General features: G+C 74.0%; 24 protein-coding genes and 2 pseudogenes. 17 read left to right on the forward strand and 9 right to left on the reverse strand.

Annotated features, from left to right (window positions below):
• The first annotated feature begins 122 nt into the window (after positions 1-122).
• Positions 123-1,652 (forward strand): NCS1 family nucleobase:cation symporter-1, encoded by a 1,530-nt coding sequence (locus ADL08_RS09005; protein ID WP_053641544.1) that lies wholly within the window; start codon positions 123-125, stop codon positions 1,650-1,652.
• Here the strand turns inward: ADL08_RS09005 and ADL08_RS09010 are convergent.
• On the reverse strand, positions 1,606-2,427 hold the full coding sequence (locus tag ADL08_RS09010; RefSeq protein ID WP_078968262.1) for a serine protease: 822 nt from the start codon (positions 2,425-2,427) through the stop codon (positions 1,606-1,608). The genes ADL08_RS09005 and ADL08_RS09010 overlap by 47 nt on opposite strands.
• A gap of 235 nt (positions 2,428-2,662) precedes the next feature.
• Positions 2,663-3,727 carry a lipoate--protein ligase family protein gene (locus ADL08_RS09015; RefSeq protein WP_053641545.1) on the reverse strand — a complete coding sequence of 355 codons (1,065 nt, stop codon included), beginning with the start codon at positions 3,725-3,727 and terminating at the stop codon, positions 2,663-2,665.
• Between the two features lie 139 nt (positions 3,728-3,866).
• Here ADL08_RS09015 and ADL08_RS39165 point away from each other — a divergent pair.
• The 8 genes and pseudogenes from ADL08_RS39165 to ADL08_RS09050 all read left to right on the forward strand — a co-directional run.
• Positions 3,867-4,145: pseudogene (locus ADL08_RS39165) on the forward strand (effector-associated constant component EACC1); the annotation flags it as partial.
• A 22-nt stretch (positions 4,146-4,167) separates the two neighbouring features.
• Positions 4,168-4,386: a hypothetical protein gene (locus ADL08_RS09020; RefSeq protein ID WP_053641546.1), complete on the forward strand. Its 219-nt coding sequence runs from the start codon at positions 4,168-4,170 to the stop codon at positions 4,384-4,386.
• 46 nt (positions 4,387-4,432) lie between these two features.
• Positions 4,433-5,269, forward strand: coding sequence for an inositol monophosphatase family protein (locus ADL08_RS09025; RefSeq protein ID WP_053641547.1), 837 nt, complete (start codon positions 4,433-4,435; stop codon positions 5,267-5,269).
• A gap of 80 nt (positions 5,270-5,349) precedes the next feature.
• Complete coding sequence (locus ADL08_RS09030) at positions 5,350-6,768, forward strand: phytoene desaturase family protein (protein WP_053641548.1); 1,419 nt, start codon at positions 5,350-5,352, stop codon at positions 6,766-6,768.
• A gap of 10 nt (positions 6,769-6,778) precedes the next feature.
• A complete protein-coding gene (locus ADL08_RS09035; protein ID WP_053641549.1) occupies positions 6,779-7,399 on the forward strand; it encodes an L-threonylcarbamoyladenylate synthase in 621 nt (206 codons plus the stop codon).
• A gap of 88 nt (positions 7,400-7,487) precedes the next feature.
• Positions 7,488-8,963: an AlkA N-terminal domain-containing protein gene (locus tag ADL08_RS09040; RefSeq protein ID WP_053641550.1), complete on the forward strand. Its 1,476-nt coding sequence runs from the start codon at positions 7,488-7,490 to the stop codon at positions 8,961-8,963.
• Between the two features lie 12 nt (positions 8,964-8,975).
• Positions 8,976-9,476 (forward strand): methylated-DNA--[protein]-cysteine S-methyltransferase, encoded by a 501-nt coding sequence (locus ADL08_RS09045; protein ID WP_053641551.1) that lies wholly within the window; start codon positions 8,976-8,978, stop codon positions 9,474-9,476.
• A 63-nt stretch (positions 9,477-9,539) separates the two neighbouring features.
• Positions 9,540-9,743 (forward strand): type II toxin-antitoxin system VapB family antitoxin, encoded by a 204-nt coding sequence (locus tag ADL08_RS09050; protein WP_053641552.1) that lies wholly within the window; start codon positions 9,540-9,542, stop codon positions 9,741-9,743.
• Positions 9,744-9,852: 109 nt separating this feature from the next.
• Here ADL08_RS09050 and ADL08_RS09055 read toward each other — a convergent pair whose 3' ends face one another.
• Positions 9,853-10,071 (reverse strand): hypothetical protein, encoded by a 219-nt coding sequence (locus ADL08_RS09055; RefSeq protein WP_053641553.1) that lies wholly within the window; start codon positions 10,069-10,071, stop codon positions 9,853-9,855.
• A gap of 112 nt (positions 10,072-10,183) precedes the next feature.
• On the opposite strand from ADL08_RS09055, the gene ADL08_RS09060 reads away from it, so the two are divergent.
• Entirely contained in the window at positions 10,184-11,332 is a 1,149-nt protein-coding gene (locus tag ADL08_RS09060) for a glycerate kinase (protein WP_078968252.1), read from the forward strand.
• A gap of 46 nt (positions 11,333-11,378) precedes the next feature.
• On the opposite strand, the gene ADL08_RS09065 is transcribed toward ADL08_RS09060, so the two are convergent.
• Positions 11,379-12,578, reverse strand: coding sequence for a PucR family transcriptional regulator (locus tag ADL08_RS09065; protein ID WP_053641555.1), 1,200 nt, complete (start codon positions 12,576-12,578; stop codon positions 11,379-11,381).
• A gap of 198 nt (positions 12,579-12,776) precedes the next feature.
• On the opposite strand from ADL08_RS09065, the gene ADL08_RS09070 reads away from it, so the two are divergent.
• The 5 genes from ADL08_RS09070 to ADL08_RS09090 all read left to right on the forward strand — a co-directional run bounded on the left by ADL08_RS09070 (position 12,777) and on the right by ADL08_RS09090 (position 17,839).
• A complete protein-coding gene (locus tag ADL08_RS09070) occupies positions 12,777-13,595 on the forward strand; it encodes an ABC transporter ATP-binding protein (RefSeq protein WP_053641556.1) in 819 nt (272 codons plus the stop codon).
• Positions 13,592-14,443 (forward strand): ABC transporter ATP-binding protein, encoded by an 852-nt coding sequence (locus ADL08_RS09075; RefSeq protein ID WP_078968253.1) that lies wholly within the window; start codon positions 13,592-13,594, stop codon positions 14,441-14,443. The genes ADL08_RS09070 and ADL08_RS09075 overlap by 4 nt, the downstream gene beginning before the upstream one ends.
• Positions 14,440-15,330, forward strand: a complete 891-nt coding sequence (locus ADL08_RS09080) for a branched-chain amino acid ABC transporter permease (RefSeq protein ID WP_053641557.1) — start codon at positions 14,440-14,442, stop codon at positions 15,328-15,330. The genes ADL08_RS09075 and ADL08_RS09080 overlap by 4 nt, the downstream gene beginning before the upstream one ends.
• A gap of 143 nt (positions 15,331-15,473) precedes the next feature.
• The gene (locus ADL08_RS09085) at positions 15,474-16,577 is read left to right on the forward strand and encodes a branched-chain amino acid ABC transporter permease (RefSeq protein WP_053641558.1); all 1,104 of its coding nucleotides are present in this window, start codon (positions 15,474-15,476) and stop codon (positions 16,575-16,577) included.
• Complete coding sequence (locus tag ADL08_RS09090; protein WP_053641559.1) at positions 16,574-17,839, forward strand: ABC transporter substrate-binding protein; 1,266 nt, start codon at positions 16,574-16,576, stop codon at positions 17,837-17,839. Before ADL08_RS09085 ends, ADL08_RS09090 begins: the two co-directional genes overlap by 4 nt.
• A 6-nt stretch (positions 17,840-17,845) precedes the next feature.
• Here ADL08_RS09090 and ADL08_RS38005 read toward each other — a convergent pair whose 3' ends face one another.
• Positions 17,846-18,385: a hypothetical protein gene (locus ADL08_RS38005; RefSeq protein ID WP_053641560.1), complete on the reverse strand. Its 540-nt coding sequence runs from the start codon at positions 18,383-18,385 to the stop codon at positions 17,846-17,848.
• Between ADL08_RS38005 and ADL08_RS38010 the strand changes: the two are divergent.
• A pseudogene (locus ADL08_RS38010) lies at positions 18,384-18,797 on the forward strand (GNAT family N-acetyltransferase); the annotation flags it as partial. The gene ADL08_RS38005 and the pseudogene ADL08_RS38010 overlap by 2 nt on opposite strands.
• Positions 18,798-18,875: 78 nt before the next feature.
• Positions 18,876-19,391, forward strand: coding sequence for a GNAT family N-acetyltransferase (locus ADL08_RS38015; protein ID WP_234352068.1), 516 nt, complete (start codon positions 18,876-18,878; stop codon positions 19,389-19,391).
• Positions 19,392-19,455: 64 nt separating this feature from the next.
• Here the strand turns inward: ADL08_RS38015 and pssA are convergent, their stop codons facing one another.
• The 4 genes from pssA to ADL08_RS09120 all read right to left on the reverse strand — a co-directional run bounded on the left by pssA (position 19,456) and on the right by ADL08_RS09120 (position 22,866).
• A complete protein-coding gene (gene pssA / locus ADL08_RS09105; RefSeq protein WP_053641561.1) occupies positions 19,456-20,316 on the reverse strand; it encodes a CDP-diacylglycerol--serine O-phosphatidyltransferase in 861 nt (286 codons plus the stop codon).
• Entirely contained in the window at positions 20,309-20,965 is a 657-nt protein-coding gene (locus ADL08_RS09110) for a phosphatidylserine decarboxylase (RefSeq protein ID WP_053641562.1), read from the reverse strand. Before ADL08_RS09110 ends, pssA begins: the two co-directional genes overlap by 8 nt.
• A 168-nt stretch (positions 20,966-21,133) precedes the next feature.
• Positions 21,134-22,339 (reverse strand): acyl-CoA dehydrogenase family protein, encoded by a 1,206-nt coding sequence (locus ADL08_RS09115; protein ID WP_053641563.1) that lies wholly within the window; start codon positions 22,337-22,339, stop codon positions 21,134-21,136.
• 2 nt (positions 22,340-22,341) lie between these two features.
• The gene (locus ADL08_RS09120) at positions 22,342-22,866 is read right to left on the reverse strand and encodes a MaoC family dehydratase (protein WP_053641564.1); all 525 of its coding nucleotides are present in this window, start codon (positions 22,864-22,866) and stop codon (positions 22,342-22,344) included.
• Positions 22,867-22,870: the final 4 nt, after the last annotated feature.

Below are 22,870 nucleotides of genomic sequence, written 5' to 3' on the forward strand. Positions count from 1 at the left end.
TCCCTCTCCCGTAACCCCTCCCTCTCCCGGCGCCCATCCCGTAACGCGCCCCTCCCGGACCCCCCACGCCCCGCACGGCTCGTTCCGTCCTCCCCGCCGAACGAACGAAGGGTTCCGCCGCCATGACCGCCACCACCCCCGCGGGAAGACCCGCCATAGCCGACGACCGCGTCGAGCTCGCGCCCGGCACGGTCCCGGCCGACCCCCGCTTCGTCAACGACGACCTGCTCCCCGTCCCCGTCGAACGGCGCCGCTGGACCACGTACAACTTCACCGCCCTCTGGGTCGGCATGGCCCACAACATCCCCTCCTGGATGCTGGCCTCCGGTCTCGTCGCCCTCGGCATGGACTGGAAACAGGCGGTCCTGACGATCGCCCTGGCCAACGTGATCGTCCTCCTCCCGATGCTGCTCACCGGACACGCCGGACCCAAGTACGGCATCCCCTTCCCCGTCCTGGCCCGCGCCTCCTTCGGGCTGCGCGGCGCCAACCTGCCCGCGCTGATCCGCGCCGGGGTCGCCTGCGCCTGGTTCGGCATCCAGACCTGGATCGGCGGCCAGGGCGTCTTCATCCTGCTCGACAAGGTCTTCGGCGGCTGGGCGGAGGCGTCGCGCGTCGGCGGCCAGCCCTGGACCCTGTGGCTCTGCTTCGTCCTCTTCTGGGCCCTCGAACTCGCCGTCATCCACCGGGGCATGGAGACCCTGCGCCGCTTCGAGAACTGGGCCGCGCCCTTCGTCATCGTCGGCGCGCTCGTCCTCCTCGTCTGGGTCTCCGCCAAGGCCGGCGGCCTCGGCCCGCTCCTCGACCAGCCCTCGAAGCTCGGCTGGGGCGCCGACTTCTGGCCCGTCTTCTTCCCGGCCCTGATGGGCATGATCGCCTTCTGGGCCACCCTCAGCCTCAACATCCCCGACTTCACCCGCTTCGGCGCCGGCCAGCGCGCCCAGGTGTGGGGCCAGACCCTCGGCCTGCCCACCACCATGACGCTCTTCGCGCTGCTGTCCGTCCTGGTCACCTCCGGCTCGCAGGCCGTGTACGGGGCGCCCGTCTGGGACCCGGTGGCGCTCGCGGCCAAGGCCGACAACGTCTTCGGGCTGCTCTTCGCCCTGGTGACGGTCCTGGTCGCGACCCTGTCGGTGAACATCGCGGCGAACGTCGTCTCCCCGGCGTACGACCTGGCCAACCTCGCCCCGAAGCTGATCGGCTTCCGTACGGGCGCGCTGATCACCGGGGTCGTCGGCGTGGTCATCATGCCGTGGAAGCTCACCGCCACCCCCGAGCTCTACATCTTCACCTGGCTCGGGCTGGTCGGCGGGCTCCTCGGCACGGTCGCCGGGATCCTCATCGCCGACTACTGGCTGGTCCGCCGCACCGTCCTCGACCTCGAAGGGCTCTACCGGGCCGACGGCCCCTACTGGTACCGGGGCGGCTGGAACCCGGTCGCCGTCCTCGCCTTCGCGGTCGGCGGGATCCTCGCCGTCGGCGGCTCCCACTCGGCCCCGGGCACGGGCCCCTTCCCCGAGGACGGCCTGATCCCCTTCCTCGAGCCGCTCGCCGACTACGGCTGGGCGGTGGGCCTCGCCGCCTCGCTGCTCCTGTACACCGCCCTCATGAGGCGCGGGACGGCAGCCCGGTCACCCGCCCGATCCAGGTGAGGTGCGACCAGACGCGGGTGTTCACGGCGGGGGTGTCGGTGGCGCACCCCCGCCCGTAGGAGACCAGGCCGACCAGGCACGGCTTCCGGGCCGCCGTGTGGACGAGGGGGCCGCCGGAGTCGTACAGGCAGGTGTCCCGGCCGGGGGCGTACGTGCAGAGCTGGGCGGGCGTCACCCGGGACATGCCCCGGGAGACGCACGTCCGGTTGCTCATGGTGCCGAGGGTCACCGTCCGCAGGACGTCGGAGGCGCGACCGCCGAAGGAGGTGGCGCCCCAGCCGGGGGCCTCGACCTGCGTGTGGTCGAAGGCGCCGTGCGCGTACGCGGTGGGGAGGGCGACCGGGCGCACGTCCCGGCCGAACGCGACCGGCTCGGCCAGCCGGACGAGCGCGATGTCGTTCCGCTGGGTCTCCGGGTCGTACTCCGGGTGCGTCAGGAACCGGGCGGCGGAGGCGAGGAGCGCGTTCGGGCTGTCGTCCCCGGCCGTCAGGTCGTGGTCGCCGAGCAGCACGCCCACCCGCGCCGTGCTGCCGTACGAGCCGGTCAGGCAGTGCGCGGCGGTCAGCACGTACCGGTCGTCGATCAGCGCCCCGCCGCACATCACCCGGCGCTCCCTCAGGTCCACGAGCCCCGCCATGAAGGGGTACTGGTGCGGCCGGGCCTCCTGACCGCCGACGACCGCGTACGCCGGCGGGGTCCCGAGCGGGCTCGCCCCCATCACCGCGCCCGCGACCGCGGCCACGAGCCTCCGCGTCCATTCCCGCGCCCGTCCCATGGAGAACTCCGAACCGTCGACACCGTCTTCTCCGGGGCCGCCGGTGTGCAAAGACGTTTCCTCCGGCCGCCTTCCGCACGCCCACCGGCCCGCGTCGGCATCAACGAACCGGACGGGATCCGGTCACCCGGGCACGGGGAGCGGACTGACGTGCGAGGGGATCCGGGGGCGCCCGCGCGGGAACGGGTTACGGCACCCGCTCGGAAACGGGCCGCAGCGCCCGCGGGGAAACGGGCTACGGCACCCGCGCGGTCCACTCCTCGGTGGCGAACTTCGTCCGCGCCAGTTCCTCCGCCCGGAGCATTTCCTCCGCCGTGACCTCACCCGTGGTCAGTCCGTGGCGGTCGCGGAAGGAGGCGATCATGTTCTCGATCACCTGCTCCCGGGCGAGGCCGGTCTGCCGGCGCAGGGGGTCCACGCGCTTCCCGGCGCTCTTCGTGCCCTTGTCGGACATCTTCTCCCGGCCGATGCGCAGGACCTCCAGCATCTTGGCGGCGTCGATGTCGTACGACATGGTCACGTGGTGCAGGACGGCCCCGGGCCCGCCGTCCGGGCCGACCACCCGCTTCTGGGCGGCGCCCGCGATCTTCCCGGCCTCGGTGGCGATGTCGTTGAGCGGCTGGTACCACGCCTTGATCCCCATGTCGCCGAGCGCGCCCAGGACCCAGTCGTCGAGGTAGGCGTAACTGTCGGCGAAGGAGAGCCCCGAGACCAGGGACTCCGGCACGGACAGGGAGTAGGTGATCGTGCTCGGGGGTTCCACGAACATGGCCCCGCCACCGGAGACGCGGCGCACCACGGTCATGCCGTGTCTCGCCGCCCCTTCGGGGTCGACCTCGTTCCGCAGCGACTGGAAGCTGCCGATGACCACGGCGGGCGAGGCCCACTCCCAGACCCGCAGGGTGGGGGCCCGCCGCCCGGCGGCCACCTCGGCGGTGAGCACCTCGTCCAGCGCCATGTGCAGAGCCGGGGCCTGGGGCCCCGCGTGCACCAGCTGCCAGTCGTAGTCGCTCCACTCGGTCGCGTGGGCCAGGGCCCGCCGGACGGCGGTGCCGACCCCTTCCGCGGTCAGTCCGAACAGCACGGTCGACGCGGGCAGGGCCGCCGTGATCCGGGCCGCCAGGCCCGTGGCGTCCGTCGCGGCAGGGGCGCCCTCCAGGGCGCCGTTGATCGCGAGGATCGCCTCGTCGGGCTCCAGGAAGAAGTCCCCCGAGACCCGCACGTCGCGGAGCACGTCGTCCTCGACGTCCAGATCGACGACGACGAGCTTGCCGCCGGGCGCCTTGTACTCACCGTGCACCGCTTCGTTCCCTTCCGGTGTGGGGCGGGGTCCCGGGCCCGCAGGCCCTGGGGTCGGGGCAGATCCACGCATACCGCGCATCGCACTCTAGGGGGTGTCCCGTGAATGATCCACGGCACGCCGGTCGAACGGCGGGGTCGTGCCCCACCCGGCGAGGGCGAGGGCGAGGGCGAGGAGGCGGGCGGCAGCGCGTGCGGATCTTGGGATTCGGGGCCAACCCGGTGGGGCGGAGTCGTTGTCGACGAAGGGGGAGGAAACGACCAGGGGAGACAAGGTCACCGTCACCGTCACGGACGGGGACGAGCAGCGACTGGCTTCGCTGTACGAGTGGTTGCGGCAGAGCCCGCGCGTCACCGCGAACTCCACGGTGACGCTGGAGTCGGAGCCGGTGCCGGGCACGATGGGGGACCGGCTCGACCCCATCAGTCTGGGGGGCGCCGGTGCCCGAGCCCGCGCCGGTGCCCGAGCCGGTGCCGGTGCCGGAGAAATCCCCCGGTGTCGCGGACCGGGTGCGCGCCCACCTGACGGAGCAGGTCCAGAAGGAGCGGAAGGAGGCGGAGGAGCGGAACCTGCACCTGGCCCCGGAGAAACCGGTGGGCGAACCCAGGCCCGCGCGCCTGGCCCGTGAGTCCCGTGCTCCCCGGGGAAACGGCGGATGACGGGTGCGCCGTACCGGTTGTCAGAGCGCCGTGATTGGCTGGACGCATGATCGAAGACTTCCTTGAGCACGTCCTCGCCGGCGGTACGACCGAGGTGGAGGAGGCGGTCCGCAAGGCCGCCGCCGCCGAGATCATGCCCCGCTTCCGGCAGCTCGCCTCGCACGAGATCATCGAGAAGAACGGCCCACACGACCTGGTCACCGTCGCCGACCGGTCCGCCGAGGCACACCTCACCGCCTCCCTGACGGCGCTGCTCCCCGGCTCCGTCGTCGTCGGCGAGGAGGCCGTCCACGCCGACCCGGCGGTCTACGACGCGCTGCGCGGCGACGCGCCCGTGTGGATCGTCGACCCCGTCGACGGCACCCGCCAGTTCGTCCACGGCGACCCCGCCTTCTGCACCCTCGTCGCCCTCGCCCGGCACGGCGAGGTCCTCGCCTCCTGGACCTACGCCCCCGCCCTGGAGCAGATGGCCGTCGCGGTGCGCGGCCGCGGCGCCACGCTCAACGGGGAGCCGCTGCGCTCCGGCTCGCCCGCGCCCGGCGAGGTCCTGGAGATCGCCTCCTCGCACCCCGACTACACCACCCCGGAGCAGAAGCGCGCCCTGCTCGGCCTGGACACCGAGGGCGTCCGCCCCCGCCCCTGCGGCTCCGCCGGACTCGAATACCTCGCCGTGGCGCGCGGGGCGCTCTCCGGGACCGCCTTCTCCTGGGAGTACGCGTGGGACCACGCGGCCGGGCTCCTCCTGGTCGCCGAGGCGGGCGGCACGGACACCACGGTCGCCGGGGAGCCGTTCCGCGTCACCGGCGGCAACGCGCTGCCGTTCACCGCGGCCCGGGACGCGGCGACCGCCGAGCGGATACGGACCCTCCTCGGGGGGCGGTGAGACCGCCGCACCCCTCCGCCTATCCTGAGAACCCGGCCACCGGCTGACGAAGGAGCCCGCAGGTGACGCACAGGACGCCGATGCTCGACGCCGTCGTCGTGGGGGCGGGGCCCAACGGACTGACCGCCGCCGTCGAACTGGCCCGCCGCGGCCTCTCCGTGGCCGTCTTCGAGGCCAGGCCCACCGTCGGCGGCGGCGCCAGGACCGAGGAGCTCACCCTCCCCGGCTTCCGGCACGACCCCTGCTCCGCCGTGCACCCGCTGGGCGCCGGCTCGCCCGTCTTCAGGACCATGCCCCTCGACCGGTACGGCCTGGAGTGGCTCCATCCCGAACTGCCCATGGCCCACCCCTGGGACGACGGCACCGCCGCCGTCCTCGCCCGCTCCGTCGCCGAGACCGCCGCCTCCTTCGGGCCGCGCGACGCCGGGGCCTACCGCAGGCTCGTCGCCCCCTTTCTCGGCAAGTGGGACACCCTGGCGGCGGACTTCATGCAGCTGCCGCTCACCGCGCTGCCCCGCGACCCGGTCACCCTCGCCCGCTTCGGCCTCGCCGGACTGCCCCCCTCCACCTGGCTGATGCGCCGCTTCCGGGACGAGAAGGCCCGCGGGCTCTTCGCCGGGCTCGTCGGTCACGTCATGGCCCCGCTCGGCGGCTTCGCCACCGGCGCCGTCGGCCTCGTCTTCGCGCTCGCCGCCCACGCCGGCGGCTGGCCGCTGCCCCGGGGCGGCTCGCAGTCCATCTCCGACGCCCTCACCGCGTACCTGAAGGACCTCGGCGGCGCCGTCCACACCGACTTCGAGGTCAAGCGCCTCGACGACCTGCCGCCGGCCCGCGCCTACGTCTTCGACACCTCGCCCACCGCCCTCGCCCGGATCGCGGGCTTCGGCGGCCACTACGACCACTACCGGTACGGCGCCGCCGCCTTCAAGATCGACTACGCGCTCGACGGACCCGTGCCGTGGACCGCCGAGGAGGCCCGGCGCGCCGGCACCGTCCAGATCGGCCCCACCGCCGGGGAGATCGGCACCGCCCTGAACCGGGCCTCCTCCGGCACCGCCCCCGACGCCCCCTTCCTCATCACCGCCCAGCCCAGCCTCGTCGACCCCTCCCGCGCCCCGGAGGGCAAGCACGTCTTCTGGGCGTACGGCCACGTGCCCAACGGCTGGCGCGGCGACCTCACCGGGGCGATCGAGCGCCAGATCGAGCGCTTCGCGCCCGGCTTCCGCGACCGCGTCCTGGCCCGCGCCACCGCCGGACCGCCCGAACTCGCCGCGCACAACGCCAACTACGTCGGCGGCGACATCGCCTGCGGCGCCGCCCGCGGCCTCCAGCTCCTGCTGCGCCCCACCCTGTCTCCGCGCCCCTACGACACACCGCACCCCGCCGTCTTCCTCTGCTCCTCCGCCACCCCGCCCGGCCCCGGCGTGCACGGCATGTCCGGCCACAACGCGGCGAAGGCGGTCTGGCGGCGGCTGCGCGCCTCCGCCCGCGAAAATTAGACTGACCCCCATGGCCAAGTACTTCGACGTGCACCCCGACAACCCGCAGCCGCGCACCATCTCCGCGGTGGCCGACAGCATCCGGAACGGGGCGCTCGTCGCGTACCCGACCGACTCCTGCTACGCGCTCGGCACCCGCATGGGCAGCCGCGACGGCATCAGCCGCATCCGGGCGATCCGCGACCTCGACGACCGGCACCACTTCACCCTCATGTGCCGGGACTTCGCCCAGCTCGGGCAGCTCGTGCACATCGACAACGACGTGTTCCGCGCCGTCAAGGCGGCCACCCCCGGCCCGTACACCTTCATCCTGCCCGCCACCAAGGAGGTGCCGCGCCAGCTCCTCCACCCCAAGAAGAAGACGGTCGGCGTCCGCATCCCCGACCACGTCGCCACCCAGGCCCTCCTCGCCGAACTCGGCGAGCCGCTGCTCTCCAGCACCCTGCTCCTGCCCGACGAGGACGAGCCGCTGACCCAGGGCTGGGAGATCAAGGAGCGCCTCGACCACCAGGTCGACGCCGTGCTCGACTCCGGCGACTGCGGCACCGAGCCCACCACCGTCGTCGACTTCTCCGGCGGCGAGCCCGAGATCGTCCGCCGGGGAGCGGGCGACACCACCCGCTTCGAGTAGAGGTCCCCCGGGGCCCCGGGGCCCCGGGCCGGACGGCCATGTCGTTTTTCCGCCAGCCCCGGCGCCGCCCGCCCCCGATCATGGAGGCATGCACACCGACACCGAGCGCTGCGTGCGGGCCGTCCGGTCGAAGGACGCCCGCTTCGACGGCGTGTTCTTCACCGCCGTCCGCACCACCCGGATCTACTGCCGACCGAGCTGCCCGGTCGTCCCGCCCAAGCCCGAGAACATGGAGTTCCACCCCAGCGCCGCCTCCTGCCAGCGCGCCGGCTTCCGGGCCTGCAAGCGGTGCCGGCCCGACACCAGCCCCGGCTCGCCCCAGTGGAACGTCCGGGCCGACGCCGTCGCCCGCGCGATGCGGCTCATCCAGGACGGCGTCGTCGACCGGGAGGGCGTCCCCGGGCTCGCCCGGCGGCTCGGCTGGTCCACCCGCCAGATCGAGCGCCAGCTCCTCGCCGAACTCGGCGCGGGACCGCTCGCCCTGGCCCGCGCCCAGCGCGCCCAGACCGCCCGGGTCCTCATCGAGACGACCCCCATGCCCCTGGGCGAGATCGCCTTCGCCGCCGGGTTCTCCTCCATCCGCACCTTCAACGACACCGTCCGCGAGGTCTTCGCCCTCACCCCCGGCGCACTGCGCGCCCGCGCCGCCCGCCCGGCCGGCCACCGGGCCCCCGCCCCCGGCGCGATCACCCTCCGGCTGCCGTTCCGCACCCCCCTCGAACCCTCCAACCTCTTCGGCCACCTCGCCGCCACCGCCGTCCCCGGCGTCGAGGAGTGGCGGGACGGCGCCTACCGCCGCACCCTGAACCTCCCGTACGGGCACGGCGTCGTCGCCCTCGCGCCCCGCGCCGACCACATCGCCTGCCGGCTCTCCCTCACCGACCCGCGCGACCTCACCCACGCCATCAGCCGCTGCCGCCGCCTCCTCGACCTCGACGCCGACCCCGTCGCCGTCGACGAGCGGCTCCGCGCCGACCCGCTGCTCGCCCCGCTCGTCGACGCCGCCCCCGGCCGCCGGGTGCCCGGCACCGTCGACCCCGCCGAGTTCGCCGTACGGGCCGTCCTCGGCCAGCAGGTCTCCACCGCCGCCGCCCGCACCCATGCCGCCCGGCTCGTCACCGCCCACGGCACCCCGGTCGACGACCCCGAGGGCGGCCTCACCCACCTCTTCCCGGAGCCCGCGGCGCTCGCCGCCCTCGACCCCGACTCGCTGGCGCTGCCCCGCAGCCGCCGCACCACCCTGCTCACCCTGGTCCGGGCCCTCGCCGACGGCACGCTGCCCCTCGGCCCGGCGGACGACCGCGAGGAGGCCCGCGCCCGGCTGCTCGCCCTGCCCGGCTTCGGCCCCTGGACCACCGAGATCATCGCCATGCGGGCCCTCGGCGACCCCGACGCCTTCCTCCCCGGCGACCTCGGGATCCGCCGCGCCGCCGAAGGCCTCGGCCTGCCCGCCACCCCGGCCGCGCTGACCGCCCGCGCCGCCCACTGGCGCCCGTGGCGCGCCTACGCCGTCCAGTACCTCTGGGCGACCGACTCCCACCCGATCAACCACCTGCCCTCCTGAGGAGGCCGCCCCGTGCCCACCGTCCAGCACACCGTCGTCGACAGCCCGTACGAGCCGCTGACCCTCGTCGCCGTCGACGGCGTCCTCAGCCGCCTCCACATGACCGGCCAGCGCCACCGCCCGTCCGAGGAGACCTTCGGCGACCCCGACCCGCGCCCCTTCGGCGAGGCGGTCCGCCAGCTCGACGCCTACTTCGCCGGCGAGCTCACCGCGTTCGACCTGCCGCTGCACCTGGTCGGCACCCCGTTCCAGCTCCGCGTCTGGGAGCGGCTGAGCCTCATCCCGTACGGGGAGACCCGGACGTACGGCGAACTCGCCGAGGAGCTGGGGAACCCCGGGGCCTCCCGCGCGGTCGGCCTCGCCAACGGCAAGAACCCCGTCGGCATCATCGTCCCCTGCCACCGGGTGGTCGGCGCGGGCGGCGGCCTCACCGGCTACGGCGGCGGCCTCGACCGCAAGCAGCGGCTGCTGGCCCTGGAGTCGGGCGCGGGGGAACCCGACGCCCTCTTCTGAACCCGGAGCCCTTTCCCGTCCGAACCCGACACCCTCGCCCCGCCGGGCTGTTAGGTTCCCGGCATGGCCAAGGTGAACATCGCGCTCGACGCCGAACTCGTCGTGGAAGTCATGGTCCTGGCGGGCGTCAACGACCCGCGGGACGCCGTCGAGGCGGTCGTCCGCGACTACATCGCCCGCGGCCACCGCACCGAGGCCCGGGTCGCCGGCCGCGACGAACCGGTCCGCACCGGGGAGATCGTCCCGCCGGAACCGCAGCAGGGCTGAGACCACCTGCCCCGCAGGAGACCTCAGCCCTCCCGCCCCGGGGGCTCCGCGTCGCTGCGGGCCCGCGCCGCACGCCGCAGCCGGGGGTGCCGGTCGCCGCCCCGCCCGGTCATCGCCTCGCCGACCATGGACCGCACCGCGTCCCGCAGCCCGTGCGGGGCGTGCTGCCGGGCCTCCGGCCGAACCGGCTCGGCGCGAGCACCGCGCACAGCACCGGGAAGACGTCCGCCGCGACGACGGCCGCGCCCCCGATCCCGACGACCTTGCCGTCGGGCGCGTACCGCCCGTCCGGAGCCGCCGGGGCGTGCTCGCTCGGTTCCGTGCTCATGCGACCCCGCTATCGTGCGGAATATCCCCACATCAGGGGGTGGCACGCCGTCCGGAGCTCCGGATAGGGTCGGCGGCGGCGCGACTGCACGTTCGAAAGCAAGGGATGCAAGGTGACGGACGGAGCAGCAACGGTCGCTCGCGTGCTCGTGGCGGCCGACAAGTTCAAGGGTTCGCTCACGGCCGTGGAGGTCGCCGAGCGGGTCACGGCAGGACTGCGACGGGTCGTCCCGGACCTCGAAGTGGAGACGCTGCCCGTCGCGGACGGCGGCGACGGCACCGTCGCGGCGGCCGTCGCGGCCGGTTTCGAGCGCCACGAGGTGACGGTGACGGGGCCGCTCGGCGAGCCGGTCACCGCCGCGTTCGCGCTGCGCGGCACCACCGCGGTCGTCGAGATGGCGGAGGCCTCCGGCCTCCAGCTCCTCCCGGCCGGCGAGTTCGCCCCGCTGACCGCGACCACGTACGGCTCCGGCGAACTGCTCCGCGCGGCCCTGGACGCCGGTGCGACCACCGTCGTCTTCGGCGTCGGCGGCAGCGCCACCACCGACGGCGGCGCCGGCATGCTCGCCGCCCTCGGCGCCCGCTTCCTCGACGCGACCGGCGAGCCCGTCGGCCCCGGCGGAGCGCCCCTCGCCGACCTGGCCACGGCCGACCTCACCGGCCTCGACCCCCGCTTCGCCGAGATCGACCTGATCCTCGCGAGCGACGTCGACAACCCGCTCACCGGCCCCAAGGGCGCCCCCGCCGTCTACGGCCCGCAGAAGGGCGCCACCCCCGACGACGTCCGGACCCTCGACGCGGCCCTCGCCCACTTCGCCACCGTCCTGGAGAAGGCGATCGGCCCCAAGGCGGCCGAGGCCGCCCTCGCGCCCGGCGCGGGCGGCGCCGGCGGCATCGGCTACGGCGCCCTCGTCCTGGGCGCGAGCTTCCGCCCCGGCATCGAGCTGATGCTGGAGGTCCTCGGCTTCGCCCCCGCCCTGGAGCGCGCCACCCTCGTCGTCACCGGCGAGGGCTCCCTCGACGAGCAGACCCTCCACGGCAAGGCCCCGGCGGGCGTCGCCGCCGCGGCCCGCGCGGCCGGCAAGGAGGTCGTCGCGGTCTGCGGCCGCCTCGCCCTCCCCGCCGAAGCCCTCGGCAGGGCCGGCATCCGCCGCGCCTACCCCCTCGCGGCCCTGGAGCCGGACCCCGCGAAGTCCATGGCGAACGCGGGCCCCCTCCTGGAGGACGCGGCGGCGGACATCGCCCGCGACTTCCTGACGTAAGGGGTACGGGGACGGGGCGCGCAAGGGGTACGGGGGCGGGGCCCGGTCACCCCGGCCCCGTCAGCCGGAACGCGTCGAGCGCCAGCGTCATCTCCGTGAGGTCCCGCGGCCGGGAGAGCGACCGCGACGTCAGCTGTTCGAGCCGCCGCAGCCGGTTGAAGACCGTGTTGCGGTGGCAGTACAGCCGCCCGGCCGCCCGCCCCGCCGACCCCTCGCACTCCAGCCACGCGTCCAGCGTCTCCAGGAGCACCGCCCGGTCCGCCGGATCCAGCTCCAGGAGACCGCCCAGGACGTCCGACACCAGCAGGTCCGCCATCTCCGGCTGGCCCACCACCAGCGCCCCCGTCATCCGCCGGTCGAGCCGCACGATCCGCCGGCTGCCCGGCGGACACGTGCGCAGCGCCAGCTCCGCGAGGCGCCGCGCCCGGCCCAGCTCGGTCAGGCCCACCACCACCGGACTGATCCCGCCCGGCCCCGGACACCGCCCGTCGAGCAGCTCCGACAGGGCGTCCAGACCGGTGTCGCCGGCGAGCGCCACCACCCCCAGCTCGCAGTCCGCGCCCATCCGCCACAGGAACCGCACCCCCTCGCCCTGCACCTGCCGGTGGAACGGCTCCCGCTCCTCCCGCCGGTCGTAGCGCAGCACCACCACCGCGTACCGCCCCTGCTCCGGCAGGTCCAGGCCCGCCGCCGCCCGCGCCACCAGCTCGGGCGAGCGCTGCCCCTGGAGCAGCGCGTCCAGGAGCGCCTGCAACTGCTCGTCCGTACGGCTGCGCAGCTCCAGCTCCGTCTCCCGGTACGCCTCCGACGCCGTGTCCGCCTGCGCGTCCACCGCCGACCACACCGTCGTCGCCGACTGCATCAGGGCCGCGAGGTGCGCCGCGTCCGACCCCGCGCCCTCGATCAGCGCGTCCCACACCAGGTGCCCGGCGTGCCGGTAGGCGTGCACGACCAGTTCGAGCGGCATGCCCTGCGCGGCCCGCCGCCGGCCCATCCCGTCGGCGTGCTCCAGGTCCCGCCGGGGCGAGTTGCGGGGCGCCGAGATCATCTCGATCCCGATCCGCATCGCCTCGTGGGCCTCCTGCCAGTGCTGGTCGTACGGCAGGATCCGCCCGTAGGCGGGCTCGTACGCGTGGAGCTCCCTCAGGTGCTCGTCCACCAGCTCCGGCACCCGCTCCAGAAGTTCCGCGCACGCCCGTGCGAGCACCTTCCAGTCGTCACCGGTCCGCCTTCTGCGCCGTCCCATGCCGGGAGGATCCCCCCTCCCGGCCCCCTTCGCACACCCCCTGACACGCACTGTTGTGCGCGTGCACAGCCCGCCGCCGCGCCCGCTGGTCACCGGCAGCGATTCGGCCGCCGGGCGTGGACGCGCGGTCCGGTGCGGTGCTGGGGTGAGCGCCACCGAACGGCCGGACCGACGTGGGCGGCCCGGGAAGGGGGAGCCATGGGAGGTACCGCACCCGCCCTGGAGGTCACGGACCTGACGGCGGGATACGGACCGGTGCGCGCGCTGCGACGGGTGTCGCTGACCGTGCCCGCGGGCGCCGTCGTCACCGTCCTGGGCGGCAACGGAGCCGGCAAGTCCACCCTGCTGCGGGCGGTCTCGCGCACCCTGCGGTTCCACGGCGGCGCCGTGGTCTCCGGCACGGTGAGCCGCGACGGCCGGCCGCTCGACGGACTGCCGCCCGACCGGGTCGTCGCCGCCGGCGTCTCCCAGGTGCCCGAGGGCCGCCAGGTCTTCGCCCGGATGACGGTCGAGGACAACCTGCGGGCCGGCGCGCTCGGCCGGCGCGGCGGCCGGGCCTCCAAGGCCGCCGCCCTCCGCCGGGTCCACGAGCTCTTCCCGGTCCTCGCCGAGCGCGCCCGCCAGCCGGCCGGGCTGCTCTCCGGCGGCGAACAGCAGATGCTCGCCGTCGGCCGCGCCCTGATGGCCGCGCCGGGCCTGCTGCTCCTGGACGAACCCTCCCTCGGCCTCGCCCCGCTGATGGCGGCCCGGATCGCGGACGCCGTCCGCGAGATCAACGCCCAGGGCACGGCGGTGCTCCTCGTCGAGCAGAACGCGGCGCTCGCGCTGCGGCTCGCCTCCCTCGCGTACGTCCTGGAGGTCGGCGAGGTCAGCCTCTCGGGACCCGCCGCCGAACTCGCCGCCTCCGACGAGGTGCGCCGCCGCTATCTGGGCGTGGTCGACGAGGACGCCGCCGCCGACGCGGCCCGCGCCGCCACCGCGCACCCGGTCCTGACCCGCTGGGAGGAGACCCGATGAGACCGCAGCGACGGCAGCCCCCACCGGCCGGACCCGGTCCGGAATCCGCACCGATCCCCGGCGCTTCCGACGTCCCCGCCCTCCACGTCCGCGACCTGACCGTCCGCTTCGCCGGGCTCACCGCCCTCGACGCCGTCGGCTTCACCGTCCGGCCCGGCACCGTCCACGCCCTCATCGGCCCCAACGGCGCCGGCAAGTCCACCTGCTTCAACGTGCTCTCCGGCGTCTACCGGGCCACCTCCGGCTCCGTCCGCCTCGGGGAGCGCGAACTGACCGGCCTGCCCCCGCACCGGATCGCGGACCTCGGCGTCGGCCGGATCTTCCAGAACCTGGCCCTGCCGCCCCGCGCCACCGTCGAGGACAGCCTGATGCTCGGCCGCCACCGCCACCGCCTCACCCGCACCGGCTTCCTCGCCGCCGGGCTCCGGCTGCCCTCCGCCGCCCGCGAGGAGGCCCGGCACCGGGCCAGGGTCCGGGAGATCGCCGCCTTCGTCGGCCTGGAGGGGCAGCTCTCCAGGCCCGCGGGCTCCCTCCCGTACGGACAGCAGAAGCTCGCCGAACTCGCCCGCGCCCTCTGCACGGAGCCCCGGCTCCTGCTCCTCGACGAGCCCGTCGCCGGCATGACCGCCGACGAACGGCGCCGCACCGCCTCCGTCATCGCCGGGGTCCGCGACGGCCTCGGCATCTCGGTCCTCCTCGTCGAGCACGACATGGGCCTGGTCATGCGGCTCGCCGACTCCGTCACCGTCCTCGACTTCGGCCGCCGGATCGCCGACGGGGCACCCGCCGACGTGCAGAACGACCCGGCGGTCGTCCGCGCCTACCTCGGAGAGGAGTCCGCCGCGTGAGCACCTTCGCGGAGTTCCTGATCAACGGCGTCTCCCTGGGCTCGATCTACGCCCTCATCGCCCTCGGCTTCGTCGTCATCTTCCGCGCCACGGAGGTCGTCAACTTCGCCCACGCCTCCCTCCTCCTGGCCGGCGGCTACGTCACCGCCGTCCTCCACGACGACATCGGCTTCTGGCCCGCCCTGCTCGCCGGCGTCGCGGGCGCGGCGGTGGTCGGCGCGGCCGTCGAGTTCCTCGTCATGCGCCGCCACCGGGGCGCCGACCACAGCGTCCTCGCCATCGTCACCATCGGCGTCGACATCCTGCTCGCCACCGAGCTGACCCGCCGGATCGGCACCGACATCCTCGCCCTCGGCGACCCCTGGGGCGACGCCGTCGTCACGCTCGGGCCGGTCACGATCGCCCAGACCCGGATCGCCGCCCTCCTCGCGGCGGCCCTCCTCATCACCGCCTTCCTGCTCGCCTTCCGGTACACCTCCTGGGGCGTCGCCATGCGGGCCGCCGCCGAGAACCAGGAGACCGCCGCCCTCATGGGCATCCGGCTCGGCCGGGTCTCGCTCGGCGCCTGGGCGGTCGCCGGCGGCCTCGCCGCCGTCGCCGCGCTCTTCCTCACCGTCTTCCCGACCCCCGGCCTGGAGCGGGCCACCTCGCTCGCCGCCCTCAAGGCCTTCCCGGCCGCGATCCTCGGCGGCCTCGACTCCACCACGGGCGCGCTCGTCGGCGGCCTCCTCGTCGGCGTCACCGAGTCCCTCGCCACCGGCTACCAGGGCGACCTGGCGTTCCTCGGCCGGGGGATCGGCGACCTCGCCCCGTACCTCGTCATGGTCGCGGTGCTCCTGATCCGCCCGGCCGGCCTCTTCGGCACGAAGGAACTCGCCCGTGTCTGAGCCCCCTGCCCGCCCGGCGGCCCCTCCGCACGCCCCTGCCCGCCCGGCGGCCCCTCCGCACGCCGCCGCCCCTGCGGCGGTCCGGGGCAGCCGGTCCGCGTCCACGGCCCCCGCCCGCCCCGGTGGCCCGAAGGAGCCCGCCCGTGTCTGAGACCCTCGCCCGCCCCGGCCTCCGGGTCCGCCCCGCGGCGTACGCGGGGGCCGCCGCCGGCCTCCTCCTGCTCGCCCTGCCCTTCTACCTGGACCGCTTCTGGCTCCAGGCCGGCCTGTTCGCCATGGCCGCCGCCCTCGGCGCCATCGGGATCAACCTGCTGACCGGCGCCACCGGCCAGCTCTCCATGGGGCACGCCTTCTTCCTCGCCGTCGGCGCCTACGGCTACTGCGCCTTCGCCGGGGACGGCACCGACGGCCTCGCCGGACTCGGCCTGCCCGGCTGGCTCGCCGCCGTCCTCGCGGTCGCCCTCGCGGGCCTGGCCGGCGGGGTGTTCAGCCCCATCGCGGGACGGCTGCACGGCGCGTACCTCGGCATCGCCACCCTCGCGCTGATCTTCATCGGCCAGCACGTCCTCTTCAACGCCCACGACCTCACCGGCGGCTACAACGGCCGCGCCGTCCCGCCGCTCTCCCTCTTCGGCCTCACCTTCGACGACAGCGAACTGCTCGTCGCCCAGGTCCCCTTCGGCGCCGTCGAGAAGCTCTGGTACCTCGGCCTCGCGCTGCTCCTGGGCGGAGTGCTCTTCGCCAGGGGGGTCCTCCGGGGCCGCCCCGGGCGCGCCATGAACGCCATCCGGGACCACCGGATCGCCGCCGGCGTCATGGGCATCCCGGTGGCCCGCCACCGCGCCGCCGTCTTCGTCCTGTCCTCCATGTACGCGGGCCTGGCCGGCGTCCTGCTCGCCCTGGTCTTCCAGCGCACCGTCCCGGAGTACTTCGGCATGGCGCTCTCCCTGGAGTACCTGGCCATGATCGTCATCGGCGGCCTCGGCTCGGTCGCCGGGGCGGTCGCCGGAGGCGTCTTCGTCTCCCTCCTGCCCCAGCTCCTCACCCGCTACAGCGACGCCCTGCCCCTGGTCTCCGCCCCCGGGACGGGCGGGATCGCACCGGGGGAGGCCGCCCGCTACCTGTACGGCGCCGCCGTCGTCGCGGTGGTGCTGTTCCTGCCCGGCGGCCTGGCCCGCCTGGCCGCCCGGACGCCCCGGACACCCCAGACCCCCACGTCCACCGAACCCTCAGGGGAGACACGATGAACCACAGACGACAGGCCGTGCGGGGCCTGGCCGCCGCACTCGCCGCACTGGTCGCCCTCACCGCCGCCGGATGCAGCTCCAAGGCGAAGACCGGAGACGGCGAGCAGACCGGTGCGGGCGGGGTGAAGACCGGCGCGGGCGTCACCGACAAGACGATCGCGATCGGCGCGCTCACCGACATGACCGGCGTGTACGCCACCCTCGGCAAGAGCGTCACCCAGGCCCAGCAGCTGTACGTGAAGCAGGTCAACGCCGCCGGCGGGATCTGCGGCCGGCAGCTGGAGCTCACGGTCCGCGACCACGGCTACGACCCGCAGAAGGCGCTCGCCGCCTACACCGAGCTGGAGCCCAAGGTCGTCGGCTACGCCCAGTTCATCGGCTCCCCGTTCGTCGCCGCCGTCAAGCAGCGCGTCGACGGCCAGGACAAGGGCCTCGTCCTCCCGCAGGCCTGGTCGGCCTCGCTGCTCGGCTCGCCGTACATCCGCGTCCTGGGCGCCACGTACGACGTCGAGACGATCAACGCCGTCGACTTCCTCCTCACCGAGAAGGGCCTCAAGGCGGGCGACAAGCTCGGCCACGTCTACTTCGAGGGCGACTACGGGGAGAACGCCCTCAAGGGCTCGAAGTACGCGGCCGGCAAGGCCGGCCTGACGGTCGTCGAGCAGAAGATCAAGCCCACCGACAACGACATGTCCGCCCAGGTCGCGGCGCTCAAGCAGGCCGGGGTCAAGGCCGTCGTCATCAGCGCCGGCCCCCGCCAGGCCGCCTCCCTCGTCGGCGTGGCCGCCGCCACCGGCCTGAAGGTCCCGGTCGTCGGCAACAACTCGGCCTTCGCCCCGCAACTCCTCGGCACCCAGGCCGGGCCCGCCCTGGAGAAGATGTACTGGTTCGCCTCCCCGAGCCTCCCCGTCGGCGCGGACACCCCGGTCGCGAAGAAGCTGGTGGCGGACTACCGGGCCGCCTATCCGGGGGAGGCCCTCGACAACGGCGTCGTCGCCGGCTGGACCGCCGCGAGCGTCTTCGGCGAGACCCTGAAGAAGGCCTGCGCCGGCAAGGACCTCACCCGCGAGGGCGTCGGCAGGGCGCTGCTCACCCTGACCGCCCACGACGCCGGCTTCGGCATGACCCATGACCTCGGCGACCCGAAGGCGCCCTCGTCCCGCGAGTCCGTCATCATCCAGCCGGACAAGTCCGTCCCCGGCGGCATGCGCACGGTCCGGCAGCCCTTCGTCTCGGACACGGCGAAGACCTACACGCCGTAGCGGACGTCAGCCCCGGTCCGCGAAGCCCGTCCGCCAGGACGGGCGGGCCGGGGCCCGGCCGAGCGCCCGGGCCCGGACGTTCACCGCGCCCCGGGCCCACGGCGCCCGGCCCGCCGTCCGCCCGGGGGCCGGGACGCCCAGGGCCTCCGCCAGGACCGGCAGCCAGACGTGAGCGGGGGCGGGCTCGTCGTCCACCGCGTCGTACGCGCCCGGGGGCCACGCCAGGGCCCGTACGGCCGCCTCGGCGGCGTCCCCGACGTGCACGAAGGAGCCGACCGAGTCGTCGGCCGCCGTGCTCCCCGGGAACCGCGCCCCCGGGTCCCCGGCGAGCGCGGCGACGACGGCGCCGCCCGGCGCGTACCGGGTGCCGGGCCCGTAGAGGATCCCGTACCGCAGGACCACGACCTCGTGGCCCGCCGCCTCCAGGCGCGGCACGAGCTGGCGACCCGCGGCGCCCGCGACCAGTACACGCAGGGGCGCCGCCCCAGAAGCCTCCGGGAAGACCGTCACCTCCCGGAAACACGCGGGTGTGAAGCTCGGGCGCATGCACCCGTTCATCGAGGAGAACCGCTCCCACCCCCGCCTCGCCGACCTGCTGGCCGCCTACCACCTGGCCAACCAGGCCGAGAAGGGGACGCCCGTGGCGACGGTCGCCGGGCTTCCGGCCGCCTACCGCGGGGAGGCCGAGGACCCGGCCGCCGCGTTCGCCGCCGACACGGTCCTGCTCGCCACCCCGCCCGGCGGGGACGGACCGGCCGGCTGCGTCGTCCTGAAGGCCCCCCGCGAGGGGCGCGCGCCCGAGGTCAAGCGGCTCTGGGTCGCGCCCGGGGCCCGCCGCAAGGGCCTCGCGAGGGCCCTCGTGGCCGAGGCCCTGCGCCGGGCCGCCGCCCTCGGAGCGCCCCGCGTGCGCCTCACGGTCTGGCACTGGCGGCAGGAGCCGCTGGCCCTCTACCGGAGCCTCGGCTTCGCGACCGTCCCCTCCTGGGACGCCCGCCCCGGCCTCCTGTGCCTGGAGAGGCCGCTCGTGACGGACGCCATCGAGCTCCTCACCCCCGACGCCGTCCGCGCCCACGCCCCGGACGGCCTCGCCGCGCTCCTCGTGGACGCCGTGGACGGCGGGGCCTCCGTCGGCTTCCTCGCGCCCCTGGACGCCGCCGAGGCGGCCTCCTGGTGGCTCCGGGCCGCCCGGGAGGCCGAGGAGGGCGCCCGGGACGTGTGGGCGGCCCTGGACGGCGAGGGGCGCCCGGCCGGGGCCGTCACCCTCGTCCGTACCGGCGCCGCCAACGGCCGGCACCGGGGAGAGGTCGCCCGGCTCCTGGTCCACCGCTCCGCCCGGGGCCGGGGCCTCGGACGGCGGCTCCTCGCCGCGGCCGAGGCGCACGCCGCCGCCACCGGCCTGACCCTGCTCGTCCTGGACACGCAGACCGGCAGCCCGGCCGAGCGCCTCTACCGGGGCGCGGGCTGGACGGCCGCCGGGACGGTCCCGGACTACGCCGCCGACCCGGACGGGGTCCTGCGCGCGACCACGCTGTACTACAAGCGGCTCGGCTGAGGCACGCGAAAAGGGCCCCGGGAGGCGACACGCCTCCCGGGGCCCTTCTCGTACGTCGTCCGCGCTACGGCAGCTGCGCCGCCCGCGCCTCCCGGCTCTCGCGCCGGTTGCCGCGGAAGGTGTTCACCCGGCGGGCCGTCGCGAAGAGCGGGATGACCGCGCCCATCACGACCTGGAGCGCGCAGCCGGTCTGGAGCAGGAACTGCCCGCCCGGGGCGTCGAACGCCCAGGCCGCCAGCATGCCCATCGCGCCCACGATCCAGCTGAGCATCGCCACCGCCAGCACCCCGCGCGGCTTCGGGTACTCGACCCGGCTCACCATCAGCCAGGCCACCCCGATGATCGCGAGCAGCGTCGGGATGAACGGGAGCTCCAGGAGCACGATCGAGACCACCGTCAGCGCGCCGAAGGGGCTCGGCATGCCCTGGAACATGCCGTCCTTCATGGTCACGCAGGAGAATCTCGCGAGCCTGAGGACCACCGCGAGCAGCACCACGATCGCGGCCACCGCCGAGACCTTCTGCTGCGCGTCGTCCGCGACCATCCCGTACACGAGCACGAAGTAGGCCGGGGCCAGACCGAAGCTGATCAGGTCCGACAGGTTGTCCAGCTCGGCGCCCATCGGGGACGAGCGGAGCTTGCGCGCCACGATCCCGTCGAAGAGGTCGAAGATCGCCGCGCACAGCATCAGGATCACGGCGGTGGCGGCGCTGTTGCGCGCCATGCCGGTCTCGGTGCTGCCCGTCAGGTGCGGGATGAGGATGCCGGTGGTGGTGAAGTACACCGCCATGAAGCCGCACGTGGCGTTACCGAGCGTGAGGGCGTCCGCTATGGACAGCCTCAGCGACAGCGGCATCTCCTCGGCTTCTTCGGCCGCCTCGGCCTCGGCGGCCCAGTCGGCCGCCCGTGTGTCGGGGTCAATCACGGTCAATGCGAGTCACCCCCGCCGTGGTGACCTGACCGACCTCGACCGCGACCTCGACGCCCTCGGGGAGGTAGATGTCGACGCGCGAACCGAAGCGGATCAGGCCGATGCGGTCACCCTGCTCGACCTTCGTCCCCTGCGGGACGTAGGGCACGATGCGCCGGGCGACGGCACCCGCGATCTGCACCATCTCGATGTCGCCGAGCTCGGTGTCGAAGTGCCAGACGACGCGCTCGTTGTTCTCGCTCTCCTTGTTGAACGCCGGAACGAACCCACCGGGGACGTGCTCCACGGACGTCACCGTGCCGGCCAGCGGCGCGCGGTTGACGTGGACGTTCAGGGGGCTCATGAAGATGGCGACCCGGGTGCGCCCGTCCTTCCACGGCATGATGCTCTGCACCACGCCGTCGGCGGGGGAGATGACCCGGCCCTGAGCGATCTCGCGCTCGGGGTCGCGGAAGAACCACAGCATGCCGGCCGCGAGAGCGGTGGTCGGCACGGCGATGGCCGCGGCGCGCCGCGACGTGCGGGCGCGCACGAGGCTGAGCGCCGCGGTGGCGACGGTCGGCAGGAGCCACGGCGATGCTCCGCGCGCGAGGCGTACGCCCTTGAGGCTGTCGCGGTGTGCAGAGGTTTGGCTGTGGGGCATGGATGACCTTCGTAGCGGATGATGCCGCGCAGGCAACGGGGACGGCGGCTTTCCGGCGATGCTATCGGTTGCGGGGCGCAACTGGGCAAGCCAGGAACCGAGTCGGAGGCCGGAAGACGAACACAGGGTGTGATCTTCTTCGCGGCCTTACCGGCTCAAAAGCGACAATCATCCCTGGAATCGGTACTCCTCGAGCAGCCGACGACCAATGATCATTTTCTGGATCTCGGCGGTACCTTCACCGATGAGCAGCATCGGCGCCTCGCGGTAGAGGCGCTCGATCTCGTACTCCTTCGAGAACCCGTATCCACCGTGGATGCGGAAGGCGTCCTCGACGACCTCCTTGCAGTACTCGGAGGCGAGGTACTTCGCCATCCCTGCTTCGAGGTCGTTTCGTTCCCCGGAGTCCTTTTTGCGTGCTGCGTTGACCATCATCGCATGAGCGGCCTCGACCTTGGTAGCCATTTCGGCCAGCTTGAACTGGATCGCCTGGTGCTGGGCGATCGCCTTGCCGAAAGTGTGACGCTGCTGGGCATACGAGACGCCCAGCTCGAACGCACGCTGAGCGACGCCGCAACCACGGGCCGCCACGTTCACGCGCCCGACCTCGACACCGTCCATCATTTGGTAAAACCCTCGGCCGGTCTCCCCGCCGAGTACACGATTGGCCGGAATGCGTAGTCCGTCCATGATGAGCTCGGTCGTGTCGACGCCCTTGTAGCCCATCTTGTCGATCTTCCCGGGGATGGTGAGGCCCGGACGGACCTCTCCGAAGCCGGGCTCCTTCTCCACGAGGAAGGTCGTCATCGACTTGTGGGGCGCGGTGCCCTCGGGGTGTCCTTCGTCACTCCGGACCAGAACGGCCACCAGGGACGACGTCCCACCGTTCGTCAGCCACATCTTCTGGCCGTTCAGGACGTACTCGTCGCCGTCCCTCACCGCCTTCGACGTGATGGCCGACACGTCCGAGCCGAGGGCCGGCTCCGACATCGAGAACGCGCCGCGCGTCTCGCCGGCCGCCATCCGCGGAAGGAAGTACTCCTTCTGCTCCTGGGTGCCGTGCTGCTTGAGCATGTACGCCACGATGAAGTGGGTGTTGATGATGCCGGAGACCGACATCCAGCCGCGGGCGATCTCCTCCACGCACAGCGCGTAGGTGAGCAGCGACTCGCCCAGGCCCCCGTACTCCTCGGGGATCATCAGGCCGAAGACGCCGAGCTCCTTGAGCCCGTCCACGATCTGCTGGGGGTACTCGTCGCGGTGCTCCAGGTCCGTCGCGACCGGGATGATCTCCTTGTCGACGAAGTCCCGGACGGTGGCGAGGATCTCCTGCTGGACGTCGGTCAGACCGTGGGTCTGGGCGAGTCGCGCCATGACTACTTCTCCGTCTTCTTGGAGGGCTCGACGAGCGTGGGGCGGCCGGGCTGCTCGCCGCCGCGCTCCTTGATGTACGTCTCGGTGGGGACCATCACCTTGCGGCGGAAGACGCACACCAGGGTGCCGTCCTGCTTGTAGCCCTTGGTCTCGACGTGGACGATGCCGCGGTCGTTCTTCGACTTCGACGGGGTCTTGTCGAGGACCGTCGTCTCGCCGTAGATCGTGTCGCCGTGGAAGGTCGGCGCCACGTGCCGCAGCGACTCGATCTCCAGGTTGGCGATGGCCTTGCCGGAGACGTCCGGCACGGACATGCCGAGCAGCAGCGAGTAGATGTAGTTGCCGACGACGACGTTCTTGCCGAAGTCCGTCGTGTTCTCGGCGTAGTTCACATCCATGTGCAGCGGATGGTGGTTCATCGTGAGCAGACAGAAGAGGTGGTCGTCGTACTCCGTGACCGTCTTCCCGGGCCAGTGCTTGTAGACGGCACCGACCTCGAACTCCTCGTACGTGCGGCCGAACTGCATCGGA

It is taken from the genome of Streptomyces sp. NRRL F-6492 (genome assembly GCF_001280125.1).
GTDB lineage: Bacteria > Actinomycetota > Actinomycetes > Streptomycetales > Streptomycetaceae > Streptomyces.

Coding starts and splice junctions, on each gene's coding strand:
- ADL08_RS09005 (WP_053641544.1), top strand. CDS start 123: ATGACCGCCACCACCCCCGCGGGAAGACCCGCCATAGCCGACGACCGC.
- ADL08_RS09010 (WP_078968262.1), bottom strand. CDS start 2,427: ATGGGACGGGCGCGGGAATGGACGCGGAGGCTCGTGGCCGCGGTCGCG.
- ADL08_RS09025 (WP_053641547.1), top strand. CDS start 4,433: ATGATCGAAGACTTCCTTGAGCACGTCCTCGCCGGCGGTACGACCGAG.
- ADL08_RS09030 (WP_053641548.1), top strand. CDS start 5,350: ATGCTCGACGCCGTCGTCGTGGGGGCGGGGCCCAACGGACTGACCGCC.
- ADL08_RS09035 (WP_053641549.1), top strand. CDS start 6,779: ATGGCCAAGTACTTCGACGTGCACCCCGACAACCCGCAGCCGCGCACC.
- ADL08_RS09040 (WP_053641550.1), top strand. CDS start 7,488: ATGCACACCGACACCGAGCGCTGCGTGCGGGCCGTCCGGTCGAAGGAC.
- ADL08_RS09050 (WP_053641552.1), top strand. CDS start 9,540: ATGGCCAAGGTGAACATCGCGCTCGACGCCGAACTCGTCGTGGAAGTC.
- ADL08_RS09055 (WP_053641553.1), bottom strand. CDS start 10,071: ATGAGCACGGAACCGAGCGAGCACGCCCCGGCGGCTCCGGACGGGCGG.
- ADL08_RS09065 (WP_053641555.1), bottom strand. CDS start 12,578: ATGGGACGGCGCAGAAGGCGGACCGGTGACGACTGGAAGGTGCTCGCA.
- ADL08_RS09070 (WP_053641556.1), top strand. CDS start 12,777: ATGGGAGGTACCGCACCCGCCCTGGAGGTCACGGACCTGACGGCGGGA.
- ADL08_RS09075 (WP_078968253.1), top strand. CDS start 13,592: ATGAGACCGCAGCGACGGCAGCCCCCACCGGCCGGACCCGGTCCGGAA.
- ADL08_RS09090 (WP_053641559.1), top strand. CDS start 16,574: ATGAACCACAGACGACAGGCCGTGCGGGGCCTGGCCGCCGCACTCGCC.
- ADL08_RS38005 (WP_053641560.1), bottom strand. CDS start 18,385: ATGCGCCCGAGCTTCACACCCGCGTGTTTCCGGGAGGTGACGGTCTTC.
- ADL08_RS09110 (WP_053641562.1), bottom strand. CDS start 20,965: ATGCCCCACAGCCAAACCTCTGCACACCGCGACAGCCTCAAGGGCGTA.
- ADL08_RS09115 (WP_053641563.1), bottom strand. CDS start 22,339: ATGGCGCGACTCGCCCAGACCCACGGTCTGACCGACGTCCAGCAGGAG.
- ADL08_RS09120 (WP_053641564.1), bottom strand. CDS start 22,866: ATGCAGTTCGGCCGCACGTACGAGGAGTTCGAGGTCGGTGCCGTCTAC.